Here is a 12,329-nt window from a genome sequence, read left to right on the forward strand (position 1 = left end):
CAGAACCCCCGCAAACACCGCACCTGCGGCTCCCTTTCGACCGCGGGAGACGCGCCACGTTACGATGGAACGTGGTGGTCTGGCAGCAACGCTATCGTCGGCGAGGGGCGCGTCCCGTCGAGCGAGGAAAGGTCCGCGGCATGCAAAAGCTTTCGCCTCTGGGCACGATGACGGTCTTCTACGTGCCGTCACACAAGCTCGACGATCCCCGTTTTGGGCCCCAACAGACCGTGCGCATCACCATCCACGAGTTTCTGATCGAGTCGTATCGCGCCTACACCCATACCCCGTCGACCGTCAAAGGCTACTGGATCAACGCAGCCAATGTGCTTTACCACGACGTCTTGGAGCGTTACGAGGTGTCGTTCGACACCGAGACAGAGTTCGAGGCGATTGTCGACTTCCTGGGGCGTCTCTGCGTCCGTCTGGAAGAAGAGTCCATTTACCTGACGCGGGGGGACCGGAGCTATCTGGTGAGGCGTGTCGAGTAAGGCCCGCCGCAGACCTGTCCCAGGACGAGGGCCTCGCCCAACACGGCGTCATCTAGTGCCTTGATCCGTTTTAACTTGTTTTTATGATTGCGTTTATGTTTCTTTTGGATCGGTCGTGAGCAGGGCGTTAAAGGTCGACCAACGATTCCAGGCGGAATTTTCAAGGAGAGACTCTTGCGAAGGTCGATCCTTGTTGCGTAGAATCCGACGAGTCGCGAGAGATTGAGACTCAGTATCATGTTCCGCTGCCGCCCCACTCGCAGGGACGCGGCTAGCGTTCAGCGATTTCATGTGAGGCCCGGGCCATGAGCCCCCGTTTTCACGGCGCCAACGACTATCTCTGTCACTGTCTGCGGGTCTCGGAAGGCACCCTGCGGCAATTGGCCGCTGTGGGTCAGGTGCGCTCGCTCGACGACGTGAAGCGACACACCGGCGCCGGCGAAGGCTGCACCGGCTGTCATCGTCGTATTCAAGAGTTTCTGGCCGGCGGCGAGTGCGGACGCTAGCTCGCAGCCAGGTCCGCGCGCTGTTCCCCCCGCGAGGCCGAGAACGCCTCGCTGCCGCGCCCGTGCGTCGTGCCGTGCTGCGACCCCTTTAGTGGTTGCCGGCGGGTTCTTCGCCCATCTGCTCGCTGAGATAATTCTCCAGCCCGATCGCGTCGATCAGACCGAGCTGCGTCTCGAGCCAATCGACGTGCTCTTCTGATTCGACGAGGATCCGCTCGACGAGCTCGCGGCTACCGCCGTCGTTCAGCTTGAGGAAGAGCTCGATCGCGGCGTTGTACATCTTCACGCCGCGCGTCTCGAGGGCGAGATCGTGTTCGAACTGTTCTTTGACGTTCGCGCCGACGCGAATCACGTCGTAGCGGGCGATCTCGGGCACGCCTTCGAGGAACAAGATGCGATCGATCAGCATCTCGGCGTGCTTCATCTCGCCGATCGATTCGTGATAGTGCTTGGCGGCCAGTTTGTTGAAGCCCCAGTTCTTGCACATCTTGGCCTGGCAAAAGTACTGATTGATCGCCGTCAGCTCGATGGTCAGCGCGTCGTTGAGGGCGTCGATGACCTTGGGATCGCCTTGCATGACTTTCAACTCTCCGTGCCAAGATGGAAAACGAGCACACCGCGCACACGACAGCGGCGCCGCCGTCAGTATAGGGATCTTAGGACCGAGTGACCATCAGCAAAAACGTGAATCGGCGCGCTGAACTCGAGTTCAGCGCGACATCGAGACGGCATCTCGCGCACGGCATGACGAGCGAGCGAGGCCTTGATACGATGTATCAATCGCGGCGTCGAAAATCGGCTCGTGGGGCTGAGATTCGATTGCAGTTCTGCTGCCCGTCGCGCCGGGACAACCGTGACACCCTCGCGTGAGAAGGGGTTCTTGTGACCGAAGAACAAGTCGTGCTCGAGGCCGCCTTGCGTCCTACGTGGTTCGTCGATAGCGATTCGTCGCTCGTGGCCGAGTTTGCCCGCGGTGCGATCGGCGCCGCGACGGACGACGTCGAACGCGCGTGCCGCTTGTTCTACGCCGTGCGCGACGATATTCGCTACAGCGCCTACGGCATCAAATTCGGCCGAGAGGCGTTTTGCGCTTCGAGCGTGATCGAGTCGGGTTTCGGCTGGTGCGTGACGAAGTCGTGCCTGCTGGCGGCCGTCTCGCGCGCCGCGGGCATCCCCTGCCGTCTGGGCTATGCCGACGTGCGCAATCATCTCGCCACCGAGAAGCTGCTGCGTTGGATGGGGACCGACATCTTCTGCTACCACGGCTACAACGAGTTCTGGCTCGCGGGACGCTGGGTCAAAGCCACCGTCGCCTTCAATCGCAGCCTGTGCGAGAAGGCCCGCCTCAAGCCGCTCGAGTTCGACGGGCGCGAGGACTCGCTGTATCATCCGTTCGATCTCGAAGGTCGGCGCCACATGGAGTATCTCCGCGACTACGGTCCGGCCGACGACGTGCCGTACGATGCCATCCTGGCCCGCTTCGCCGAGTTGTATCCCGGCATGCGCGCCATGATCGTCGAGCAAACGACCACCGAGGCAGGAGACTTCGAGGCCGAGATCGAGGCGGAAACCGCCCAGCGCGAACAACGTCCCTAGTCGCCTTGCCCTCGAGCGCTCTGGCCACACATCACCACGACGGAATCAGCCAACATGGATTTTGCAGCGATGTTCGACGCGGGGCTCTCCTATCACGACTTTCTCGCCCAGCATGGCACGGACGAGCATCGCAAACGCTGGGAGGCGTTCTACGGGCGCGTGACGCTCACGGAGCAGCAACGCACGCTGCTCACCGGATTCGTCCGCGAGATGAAGGTCTTGTGCCTGGCGGGGGCCTGGTGCGGCGATTGCGTGCAGCAATGCCCCATCTTCCAGCACTTTGCCGAGGCGACCGACAAGATCCAGGTGCGTTATTTCGACCGCGATGCGAACGCCGATCTTGCCGCGGCGCTCCAGATGTGCGGCGGGGCACGCGTGCCCATGCTCGTATTCCTGAGCGAGGATGGCCAATGGGTGAGCACCTACGGCGATCGCACGGTGGCCAAATACCGCCAGATGGCGGCCGACTTGCTGGGGGCGGCCTGTCCGACCGGCATCGTCCCTCCCGATCATCATCTGACGGCCGAAGTCATCGAAGACTGGCTGCGCGAATTCGAACGCGCGCAACTCGTGCTGCGCACCTCGGCGCGATTGCGGGCCTTGCACGGCGATTGATGAATTGTTGGGCGTAGGCAGCGGACGAAGGTGGGAATATTTGGCGATGGATGCTCTGTAGAAACCCTGCCGTCGTCTGAGGATCATGATGTTTAGTGTGATCGCACGCAGCAGGATTTCGCGGCATTGACTCCAGTAGCGGCGGGCTCGGAGTGCGGAGCCGAGCAGCCGCTTGAGCATACTGTTCACGGTTTCTGCTTGCCAGCGCTGGGAATAGCGAGTCAGGTGCAGCCGTGATTTCATTTGTCGTCGCCAGTAGCCCGTCGGCGGCTTCTTCGTCGGTCGACCGATCAGCGGAGGGATGAGCGAACGCACGCCCTTCTGCTCACGTGCGAAGCGGTGGTGATGCTCACCATCGTAGCCCGCGTCGGCCGCCAGCGTGTCTATCTGCACGCGCCGCAGCGCTTCGTTCAGCGCTTGTTCAAAGTGCGTTCCGTCGGAGCCCGGGCCCCGTCCTGGCACGCAGGCCAGCACCAGATGCGTCTGGGTGTCGCACAGCACGCCCGCCTTGGGAAAACGACGAAAAGCGGCCTTTGGGCCGGTTTTTGCGGTCGCTGCGCTGCGTCTGAGGTAATGCTGACTGACGTGTCGCGACTCCAGCCCGGTGCCGTCCAAAGCCGCTAGCGAGACACGCCGGGGTAGTCGGCCTTGCACCTGAGCCAGGCGAACCGTCTGGTCGAGATACGCTTGCGAGAAACGGTTGATGAGCAGCCGCCGAGCCGCCTTCTGAAAGGTCGTGAAGTGCGGCACCTTCTGGAGGCCGATCGCGGCGGCCAACTCGCTGGCGTCTTGGAGCAAGCCGGTCAGCTTGCGATAATCGAGTTGCAGGAACTCCTTGAGTGCCAGGCAGGCAAACAGCTGCGGCTGCGTAAAATCGTGGCGGCTGCAGCGATGCGAATAGTCGGGCAGCACCAACTGGCCGATCAGATAAGCATACTGCAATACTCGCCGTGGCGACTTCGTAGTCTTCATTCTCCTTGTGCTACGCACGCGGAGAAGCTAGCAGGCTAGCTAGCAAATGTGGGGATTTCTACAGAGCAGGCGATGGACTATTACCAGATCTGGTAGCATTCGATGAGCTCAGCCATACCGCCAGCACAGCCTTCAGAACGACCGTTGATCGTCGACCCCGCGCTGTTGCGTCAGGCGACGCTGAAGAACCTCGACGCGCATACGACGCATCGCGGGCAAATCGAGATGCCTTGCGCGCCGGCGGCCCTCGAACATTACATGGCACGGCTCTGCGGCATGTTCCAGCACATGGGTCGCGCGCTGGCGCCACAAGAAGCCAGCGAACTGCGCCATCTGGTGGCGGAAAACCTTCGCCGCGGCTACGATCTCGCCCCCACGGCCAAGCTTGTCGTCCAGTACGAGATCCAGTCGTCTCCCACATTGACGAAAAGCTTGAAGTGCCAGGTGACGGTCAGCGTGCCGTCGCTGACGGACCACTATCGCACGTGGACGGAGACGAAGAGCGAGGCACTGTTCGGCGCGAATCCCGACGCCCGCGTGATGGCCGTCGCGGCGGAGATTGCCGATCCGCGTGCCTGCCCGGTACTCGACGTGGGAGCGGGCACGGGGCGCAATTCGCTGCCGCTGGCACGGCTCGGTTTTCCCGTCGATGCCGTGGAGATGACGGTCGAATTCGCCGATCGTCTCGAGGCCGGCGCGGCGAGCGAATCGCTGTCGGTTCATGTTCTACGGGGAGACCTGTTCGATCCTGCCACCGCACTGCCGACGAATCATTATCGTTTGGCGCTCTTATCGGAAGTGGTCTCGCACTTCCGCAGCTACGACGAGCTGCGCCGCATGCTGACCAAGCTGAGCGATTCGCTGGTGCCAGAAGGCTTGTTGCTGTTCAATATCTTTCTGACGGCCGATCACTTCGAGCCGGAACCGCTCTTACGTGAGATGTCGCAGGTAGCCTGGGCGTCGCTCTATACGACGCGCGAGTTGAATCAGGCGCTCGAGGGGCTGCCCCTCACCGTGCTCTCCAACGATTCGGTCGTCGAGTACGAGCATGCCCACCTGCCGCGCGAGGCCTGGCCCCCGACCGGCTGGTTCATGTCGTGGACGACAGGCAAGGCGATTACCCCGCTCGAGCGCGGCTATCCGCCCATCGACATGCGGTGGATCCTCTGCCGGCGCCTGTGAGCGCCCTGCCTGTACCGCGGCGCTGGTTGCACGCTAACGATGCGCCATGTTCGTCAGGTAGGTTTCGGCCAGGCGGCGGACGCGCGGCGCGGCGTCGGCATTGGCCGCCTCGCGCATGCGATCCATCAATTCGGGATCGTAGCTGGTCGCCAGCACCGAGAGGGCCGCGTGTCGGACTTCTTCCAGGTCGTCGTAGCTGAGCCACAGCAGCCACGGCCGCGCGTTCATGCCACGCATGACCGGCAACGCACGAGCCGCCGCCGCGCGCTTCTCGGCATCGGCATCGGTGACCGCATGCAGCAGTTCGACGTGAACGTCGGAATAGCCGATCGCGCGCAGTTCGGCCCGCGCGGCGACACGCGTCGCATCGACGGGCGAATGCAGCCGCTGCGCCATCTCGATTACCGGCGAAGTCGGACGAGTGCTTCCCCGGCTGGCCTGTTGCACCGCGACGACGGCAGCGGCCGCGGCAATTGGATGGCGTCGTCGATGGGCCGCCTCGCGCTGAAAGCGCGGCATCTCGAGCAATTGCTCGCTTGGGGCCGAAAGGGGTAGGGGGGATTGTCCGTCGGCCGCAGTCGATTCCGCACTGGCCGAGCCATTTACCGCTGCGAGACGCGGCGAATGGCCAGACACGCTCCCCGGCAACGCGCTGCCGGACGATCCACGCTCGGGCTCGGACTTCGCGGCGGCAGGCAGGGCCGGTCCGGCGCGTTCGATGGGAAGCCCTCCCCCTGGAAACTGTGCGAGGGGGGCGTCGAAACTCAACGCCGCGATGGGATGTTCTGCGACGGTGTTCGCTTTCGTCGGTGATTCTGTGGGGACAGCCGCCGCGACCTGACGGCGGTCTGCCGCCTGGTCGAGGGACGCGGCATGCGCGGCGCGGAGCACGATTTCGCACCGCGCAACCAGGACGTCGCGCGTCGGCACCGGAAAGTGCGATCCTGCCGCCGCAAGTATCTTGTTGGCCAACTCGGCGTTCGCCTGGCCTGTCTCGGCGTGCCAGGACACGCATTCTCGCGCCAGCGCGGCCGAGAGTTCCTCGAGCCGGGCGGCTGCCTGCGGCGTTGGCTCGAGGCGCGTAGCGGCGATCTGTTCGAGCAAGCTCTTGCGCGCCGCGGCGGCTCGTGCCGGATCTACATCGCCGACGGCGCGAGCCAATTCGGAGATCGACCTATTGGCCAGCGGGCGTTTGGTCAGCCAGCGATGCGCGGGACGCGCCAGCAGACGCGGATGAACGACGTAAAACGCCGCCAAGACGATCGTCAGGCAAACGGTTAGCAGCACGAGGGGTTGGGCACGCATGCGGTGCTCGACACAAAGGGAATCGATCGACCGCTACAAGGTCGGAAGCACGCTAGCAGTCGGGGCGCGGATTGTGTTCGTTTGGTTCGTGGGGGGCAAGGTCAGCTATCAAACGCCGCGCCAGGGGCTCTGCCCGAACGAGGAAAGCTGGGACCCCGCCGCGTCACAGTTCGGGCAATCTGGTGAATTTACGACGCCGATTCGGCCTGTTTTTTGAGTCACCCCGCGACCTTCCGGCGGCCGAATTATTTCTAGGACCGTTAGAGACGACGCAGTTTCCTGCCTCGGATCTGAGGGGCTGGTTTGGCACGAGGGGAGGCGGCTCCGCGATGATTTGGCATCGCCACGCGCCGACCCCATGAAGGGGGATCGCATGCTTCGACAGGGTCGGGGGGAGATGGCAGTTGTGCGCGCTGCTGGAACGTGCGGTACCGCCACGCGTCCGCCGGGTCGCCGTCGGGGGGCAGCGACCGTTGCGCTTTGGGCGGCGATCGCCAGCGCGATGTTCGGCGTGTCGGCAACAGGCGATCTGCAGGCGGGCGAGAATCCCTATCGCGCGTCGACCAGCCGCGCGGCGCGCGAAGACGCACTCGCGTCGATTCCTCGCCACCGCCTCACGGCCGAGCAACTGCGCCAGGTCGATACCCTGATCGAAAAGACGAGCATCTTCCGGCGTCTGCCGACGCAGGTGATCGAGTGCGATCCGGAGATCTACCAGTATGTGATGGAACACCCCGAGATCGTGGCCAATATCTGGCAACTGCTCGGCATTGAAAAGGTGGTGGTGCGTCCCGTCGGCCCGAACGTCTATCAGGCCGAAGACGGCGCCGGTACCAAGGGAGTGCTGCACTTCCTCTACCGCAGCCCCGAGTTGCACGTCATCTATGCCGAAGGCGCCTACGATGGGCCCATGTTCACGCAGAACGTGACCGGCGGCTGCTTGCTGATCTTGAAGACGGGCTATCAGCGCGAGGTCGACGGCAAATACTACATCACGTCGCGCGTCGATACGTTCATCCGGCTCGATAATGTCGGCTTGGAGTTCCTCGCCAAGACGTTCCAGCCGCTCGTGGGGCGCGTGGTCGACTACAACTTCATTGCCACGGGTTCGTTCGTCGAAAGCCTGTCGCGCACGGCCGAGATGAATCCGGCCGGCATGCAGCGTCTGGCGGCCAAGCTCGAGCACGTCGATCCGGCAGTGCGTGACGAGTTCGTGCAGATCACGCAGGATGTGGCCGCGCGGGCGGCGGCGCGAGAAGAACGTCTGTCGGCGTTGCCGAAGGGGCAAGCCATCCGGCCGACGACGCGCGCCCAGGGGCGCTAGCCCCCTTTGGCCAGCAAGTAGCCCAGCGCGAAGACGATGATCAGTGGAATGGCGATTGCCGCACCGATCATCACCGTACGCCATACCGAAGGCGCTTTCTTGGATTTCGCCGGAGCCAGCGGTGGCGCGTCGAGACTCACTCCCTCGTTGATCTCGCCCAGCAGGTCGGCGGGGAAATCGAAATCCGATGGGGGCTCGACCGGCTTGGCGGGTACGGTGGACTTGGGGGCAGGGGCCGGCTTGGGTGCCGCGGTCGGCTTAGCGCCCGGCGTTTGCGCGGCGGGCGTCTTCAGCGGTGTGGGGTGTGGCGTCGTGGGACGTGGGGTCGCGCCTGGCTTGACGATCGAACTCGGCCCTTTGAACGTCGCGACATCCTTGCCCGTGGCCGTATCGCTCAGAGCCTGATTCTTACCGGCGCTACTTCCGCCGCGCAGCACGCTGCTCGAACTGCCCGAGCCAGGCTGGGGGGCCCGGGCCAGCACGCCCGACTTGCTGCCGCTGCGGGTCGCCAGCCAGTTGAGCAGCACCTGGCGCACTTCCAGCGCCGACTGGAAGCGATCCTCGCGCTTCTTGGCCATCATCTTCTGGCAGATGCGGACCAGGTCGTGCGGCGTCTCGGGGCGATACTCGAGGATGCTCTTGGGCTGCTCGAGCTGATGCTTCATCAAACGCTGCGCGAGCGAGCCTTCGGGGAAGGGCGGGTTGCCGGTGAGCAGGTAGTACAGCGTGCAGCCCAGGCTGTAGATATCTGCCCGTGCATCGACGTCGTGGCTGTTGATGGCCTGCTCGGGCGAGCAGTAGTCGGCGGTACCCAAGACCTCTTCGCCGTGGGCAATCGTTAGCGACGAGGCCTGCTTCTCGAGCGCGAGCCCGAGATCGAGCAACTTGACGGTCCCCTTGGCGTCGACGAGCAGGTTGGCGGGCTTGACGTCGCGGTGAACCAGCCCTTTCTCGTGCGCGTGCGCCAGACCGGTCGCCCCCTGGCAGACGTACTTCGCGGCGACTTCGAAGCCGAGCGGGCCGTCGTCCTTCACACGCTGATAGAGATCGCGTCCTTCAATAAACTCCATCGCGATGTAGTAGGTCTTGTCTTCGCAGCCGATATCGTACGTGCGCACGATATTCGGATGTTCGAGCTTGGCGGCGGCCTGCGCTTCGCGGAGGAAGCGGTCGAGGTAGGACGAGTCGTCGACCTTGTTCTGCGGCAGGACCTTGATCGCCTCGCGCCGGCGGAGCATCACGTGCTCGGCCAGGTAGACGCTGCTCATGCCTCCCGTGCCGAGATGCCGGAGTAACTTGTGCTTGCCGAGGAAGAAACGCTTGTAGCGTCCTTCGAGCAGATTCTGCGTTTGCCAGTCGGTGAGCAGGCCGGCATCGACCAGCCGCTTGGCCATCACGCGGCTGTCGGCGATCGACTCGCCCGCTTGCTCGGCATCGAGGACAGAGAGTGTGCGCTCGAGCTGGCTGTTGTCTACCAGCCCGCTTCGTCGGACGAGTTCGAGGAAGCTGTCAACCGCGAGCTTGGACATGCCCGAGGCCGCTTTCTAGAGGCCGCGACAAAGAGATAAGTATGCGCCGCACGGCCGTCCCCCACACGACAAACGCAAACATTTGGCCGAATGGCCGTTAGGCTTTGCCCTCGACTCAGGGTAACACGGCCGCGTGAAGGATACCAGCGAATCCTGCTTGCGCCAAAGGCTTTCGGTGTATTTCGCGGGCTGTCCGTCGTCATAAACGGCCCCCTCTCGATTTGACCCCCCTCGCCCGTGTCGTAAGAATCGCCTGGACCTGACCGGAGGGGGCGATCACCCACGCATGAAATCGGTGAAAACAGACGGATGACGAACCCGCCCGAGGTGCTGTTGTTCACGCGCGAAGGGTGCCATCTCTGTGACGATGCGCTGGCCTTGCTGCGCGAGCATGGCCTGCAGCCCACGCTCATCGATATCGATCGCGATCCCGGACTGCGCGAGCGATACGACGTGTGCGTGCCGGTCGTCGTAATCGACGGCAAGGAGCGGTTCCGCGGTCGCGTCGATCGTCGACTGCTGGCGCGTCTCTTGCGAGGGCGCGGTTGACTCGCGCCAGCGCCCGGCCCCCTCGACCCGGCGCGTCGTTCCCCTAGAATAGCGGGGAAAGCGGGCGTTCTACGCTCGATCGTTTCTGTGCTTCCATTCCCGTTCGAAGCCACCATGCACGACACGCTGATCGTCGGCGGCGGAGTGATTGGCCTGTCGCTGGCCTACGAACTCGCGACGCGCGGACAGCGGGTCCAAGTGATCGATCGCGGCGAACCGGCCAGCGAGGCCTCTTGGGCCGGCGCCGGAATTCTACCGCCGGCGAATTCGCGCACCGCCGCCGATCCGCTCGATCGTTTAGGCGCGGTCAGTCTCGACTTGCACGCTGATTGGGCCGAGCGATTGCGCGACGAGACGGGCATCGACAATGGCTTCCGTCGCTGTGGTGCGCTTTATGTCGCGCGAAGCGACACGGAGCGGAAGGAACTCGAGGTGCTCGCGCGCGACGGCGTCCGCCGGCAGGTCGAGTTTCGCTCGCTCGACGTGGCCGAGTTGGCTCGGCTCGAGCCAGCGCTTCGCGCGTCAGCGCAAGACGCCGTCTGGCTGGTGCCGGGCGAATATCAGATTCGTAATCCCCGCCATCTCAAGGCGCTGCTGGCCGCGTGTGTGGCGCACGGCGTGCAGATTATCGCTGGCATCGAGACGTACGACTTCGATGTTGGCGGCGGAAGGGTCCGGGGGGCCGTCACCTCGGCGGGCCGTCTCGAAGCCGGTAACTACTGCGTCGCGTCTGGCGCCTGGAGCCGACGCCTCTTGAGCCGATTGGGCATCGAAGTGCCCCTGCGACCCGTGCGCGGACAGATCGTGCTTTTGCAGGCAGCGGTCGGAGAGCTCCGGCACATCGTCAACGAGGGGCCACGCTACCTCGTGCCGCGCGACGACGGCCACATCCTCGTCGGCTCGACCGAGGAAGAGGTGGGCTTTGACAAACGCACTACCGTCGAGGGTATGACCGGGCTGCTGCAGTTGGCCGTGGGGCTGGTGCCCAACCTCGCGCAGGCGCGCGTCGAGCGAAGCTGGGCCGGACTGCGACCTGCCACCGCGGATCGCAAGCCGATTATCGGACGCTTGCCCGAGTTGGCCAATGCCTATGTCGCCGCGGGACACTTTCGCAGCGGGCTGACATTGTCGCCGGGAACTGCCGTGGCGCTAGCGCAGTTGATGGCCGGCGAGACGCCTTGCGTTTCGCTCGACACGTTGGGCCCCGACCGCTTCTAGCAGTCTGGGGAAGGGGGGAACGCAGTGCCCGGCATTTAGTCGAAGAACACCCAGTTCGCCTTCAGCATCTTGCGGATTTGGGTGACCTCTTGCGGCGAGAGCTTCGGTTCCTGTTGCATTGCTGCTTGCTGCTTCTCGGCGTCCTCGACCGTTTTGGCCTGGACTAGCCGGCTGAAGCCGTTCGAGTCCTTGACGTGATACCAGTAAGGGACCAGGTTATCGGCCTTATCCTGGGCGGGAAGTTGCAGGCGAATCTTGCCGCCGAGCTCGGCGTACTCGATCGAGACGTGCCCCGTTCCCTTCCCAGTGATGCCCTCGAGCCCGCTGGCTTCCTGGCCGTCGGTCCGCAGGGAGTAGTACTTGCCCGGCTCGACCGTGATCGGCGCGCTCCAGGCCACCCCGTCGCGTCGGCGCAGCTTGAACGTGAAGGGCTTGTCGGCGAGGTTCCACAGTTGCCCCTCGATCGGTTCCTTGGCGGCAGTCGCGTCGTCGGCCGCGGTCGCGATTTGCGATCTTGTCCCTGCCTCGAGTGCAACGACAGCCAAAAGCAGCATGCAGACGACAGGCAGGCGAGAGAGCGAGCGCAGCGACATCGGTGGGCGTCCTCTGGGCAGTGGCAAGAAGAAGGCAAATCGCGCACGAGCGGACTTGCCTTTACCCTAACAGCATAGCTCGCTAAGCCGAACTCGACCACGTAGGGGTTGCCCGCCAGCTCCCTTTAGCGGAAACGGAATCCGCGAGAGGTACTCCGGCCCGACGAGGATTTTGCTTGCGATTTGGCCCACTGCTGAGAGCCGTAGTTGATGCCGCTGATGTTGAAGCTCGAGAACGGATTCTGCTTCTGCGGGCGACGCGCTGCCTGGGCTTCGGAGGCCGGAGCGAACAGCACCACCAGGCCAATCGCCAGGCCGAAGAGCGCGGCATAAAGCGTACGCATGGAAAATCTCCTACACCGAAGAGGGACGTGAGGGACGGCCAGATGGAATCGATCTATCTCAGGAGAGCGCAGAAATCGCGGCATTGTTACAGACAATGTAGCCCG

The 12,329-nt window shown here is 63.8% G+C and carries 13 protein-coding genes; 7 read left to right on the forward strand and 6 right to left on the reverse strand.

The features are described from left to right. Nucleotides 1–140 precede the first annotated feature (140 nt). Entirely contained in the window at nt 141–491 is a 351-nt protein-coding gene (locus tag KF708_00310) for a hypothetical protein (GenBank protein ID MBX3411128.1), read from the forward strand. A 305-nt stretch (nt 492–796) separates the two neighbouring features. After that, nucleotides 797–997 carry a (2Fe-2S)-binding protein gene (locus tag KF708_00315; GenBank protein MBX3411129.1) on the forward strand — a complete coding sequence of 67 codons (201 nt, stop codon included), beginning with the start codon at nt 797–799 and terminating at the stop codon, nt 995–997. Nucleotides 998–1,085: 88 nt separating this feature from the next. On the opposite strand, the gene bfr is transcribed toward KF708_00315, so the two are convergent. Beyond that, nucleotides 1,086–1,574, reverse strand: a complete 489-nt coding sequence (gene bfr / locus KF708_00320; GenBank protein MBX3411130.1) for a bacterioferritin — start codon at nt 1,572–1,574, stop codon at nt 1,086–1,088. Nucleotides 1,575–1,879: 305 nt separating this feature from the next. Here bfr and KF708_00325 point away from each other — a divergent pair, with 305 nt between their 5' ends. Then, nucleotides 1,880–2,593 (forward strand): transglutaminase domain-containing protein, encoded by a 714-nt coding sequence (locus KF708_00325; GenBank protein ID MBX3411131.1) that lies wholly within the window; start codon nt 1,880–1,882, stop codon nt 2,591–2,593. Between the two features lie 45 nt (nt 2,594–2,638). On the opposite strand, the gene KF708_00330 is transcribed toward KF708_00325, so the two are convergent. Further along, nucleotides 2,639–4,180, reverse strand: coding sequence for an IS5 family transposase (locus tag KF708_00330; protein ID MBX3411132.1), 1,542 nt, complete (start codon nt 4,178–4,180; stop codon nt 2,639–2,641). A gap of 102 nt (nt 4,181–4,282) precedes the next feature. Between KF708_00330 and KF708_00335 the strand changes: the two genes are divergently transcribed. Then, nucleotides 4,283–5,362: a class I SAM-dependent methyltransferase gene (locus tag KF708_00335; GenBank protein ID MBX3411133.1), complete on the forward strand. Its 1,080-nt coding sequence runs from the start codon at nt 4,283–4,285 to the stop codon at nt 5,360–5,362. A 33-nt stretch (nt 5,363–5,395) separates the two neighbouring features. Here KF708_00335 and KF708_00340 read toward each other — a convergent pair whose 3' ends face one another. Then, entirely contained in the window at nt 5,396–6,667 is a 1,272-nt protein-coding gene (locus tag KF708_00340) for a HEAT repeat domain-containing protein (protein ID MBX3411134.1), read from the reverse strand. Nucleotides 6,668–7,064: 397 nt separating this feature from the next. Between KF708_00340 and KF708_00345 the strand changes: the two genes are divergently transcribed. Further along, nucleotides 7,065–7,991: a hypothetical protein gene (locus tag KF708_00345; protein MBX3411135.1), complete on the forward strand. Its 927-nt coding sequence runs from the start codon at nt 7,065–7,067 to the stop codon at nt 7,989–7,991. Here KF708_00345 and KF708_00350 read toward each other — a convergent pair. Then, the gene (locus tag KF708_00350; GenBank protein MBX3411136.1) at nt 7,988–9,520 is read right to left on the reverse strand and encodes a serine/threonine protein kinase; all 1,533 of its coding nucleotides are present in this window, start codon (nt 9,518–9,520) and stop codon (nt 7,988–7,990) included. The genes KF708_00345 and KF708_00350 overlap by 4 nt on opposite strands. Before the next feature lie 309 nt (nt 9,521–9,829). Here KF708_00350 and KF708_00355 point away from each other — a divergent pair, with 309 nt between their 5' ends. Further along, entirely contained in the window at nt 9,830–10,069 is a 240-nt protein-coding gene (locus tag KF708_00355; protein ID MBX3411137.1) for a glutaredoxin family protein, read from the forward strand. Nucleotides 10,070–10,183: 114 nt separating this feature from the next. Continuing rightward, the gene (gene thiO / locus KF708_00360; GenBank protein ID MBX3411138.1) at nt 10,184–11,287 is read left to right on the forward strand and encodes a glycine oxidase ThiO; all 1,104 of its coding nucleotides are present in this window, start codon (nt 10,184–10,186) and stop codon (nt 11,285–11,287) included. Between the two features lie 35 nt (nt 11,288–11,322). Here thiO and KF708_00365 read toward each other — a convergent pair whose 3' ends face one another. Together KF708_00365 and KF708_00370 are read right to left on the reverse strand one after the other, a co-directional pair. Next, a complete protein-coding gene (locus KF708_00365) occupies nt 11,323–11,880 on the reverse strand; it encodes a hypothetical protein (GenBank protein ID MBX3411139.1) in 558 nt (185 codons plus the stop codon). A gap of 125 nt (nt 11,881–12,005) precedes the next feature. Next, entirely contained in the window at nt 12,006–12,224 is a 219-nt protein-coding gene (locus tag KF708_00370; GenBank protein MBX3411140.1) for a hypothetical protein, read from the reverse strand. Between the last annotated feature and the right edge of the window lie 105 nt (nt 12,225–12,329).

The sequence above is a fragment of the Pirellulales bacterium genome, from assembly GCA_019636335.1.
GTDB lineage: Bacteria > Planctomycetota > Planctomycetia > Pirellulales > JAEUIK01 > JAHBXR01.

Bases quoted from the DNA above. Each gene is read 5' to 3' on its own strand.
- thiO (MBX3411138.1), top strand. From the start codon at position 10,184: ATGCACGACACGCTGATCGTCGGCGGCGGAGTGATTGGCCTGTCGCTG.
- bfr (MBX3411130.1), bottom strand. From the start codon at position 1,574: ATGCAAGGCGATCCCAAGGTCATCGACGCCCTCAACGACGCGCTGACC.
- KF708_00365 (MBX3411139.1), bottom strand. From the start codon at position 11,880: ATGTCGCTGCGCTCGCTCTCTCGCCTGCCTGTCGTCTGCATGCTGCTT.
- KF708_00355 (MBX3411137.1), top strand. From the start codon at position 9,830: ATGACGAACCCGCCCGAGGTGCTGTTGTTCACGCGCGAAGGGTGCCAT.
- KF708_00335 (MBX3411133.1), top strand. From the start codon at position 4,283: ATGAGCTCAGCCATACCGCCAGCACAGCCTTCAGAACGACCGTTGATC.
- KF708_00340 (MBX3411134.1), bottom strand. From the start codon at position 6,667: ATGCGTGCCCAACCCCTCGTGCTGCTAACCGTTTGCCTGACGATCGTC.
- KF708_00370 (MBX3411140.1), bottom strand. From the start codon at position 12,224: ATGCGTACGCTTTATGCCGCGCTCTTCGGCCTGGCGATTGGCCTGGTG.
- KF708_00330 (MBX3411132.1), bottom strand. From the start codon at position 4,180: ATGAAGACTACGAAGTCGCCACGGCGAGTATTGCAGTATGCTTATCTG.
- KF708_00345 (MBX3411135.1), top strand. From the start codon at position 7,065: ATGGCAGTTGTGCGCGCTGCTGGAACGTGCGGTACCGCCACGCGTCCG.
- KF708_00315 (MBX3411129.1), top strand. From the start codon at position 797: ATGAGCCCCCGTTTTCACGGCGCCAACGACTATCTCTGTCACTGTCTG.
- KF708_00310 (MBX3411128.1), top strand. From the start codon at position 141: ATGCAAAAGCTTTCGCCTCTGGGCACGATGACGGTCTTCTACGTGCCG.
- KF708_00350 (MBX3411136.1), bottom strand. From the start codon at position 9,520: ATGTCCAAGCTCGCGGTTGACAGCTTCCTCGAACTCGTCCGACGAAGC.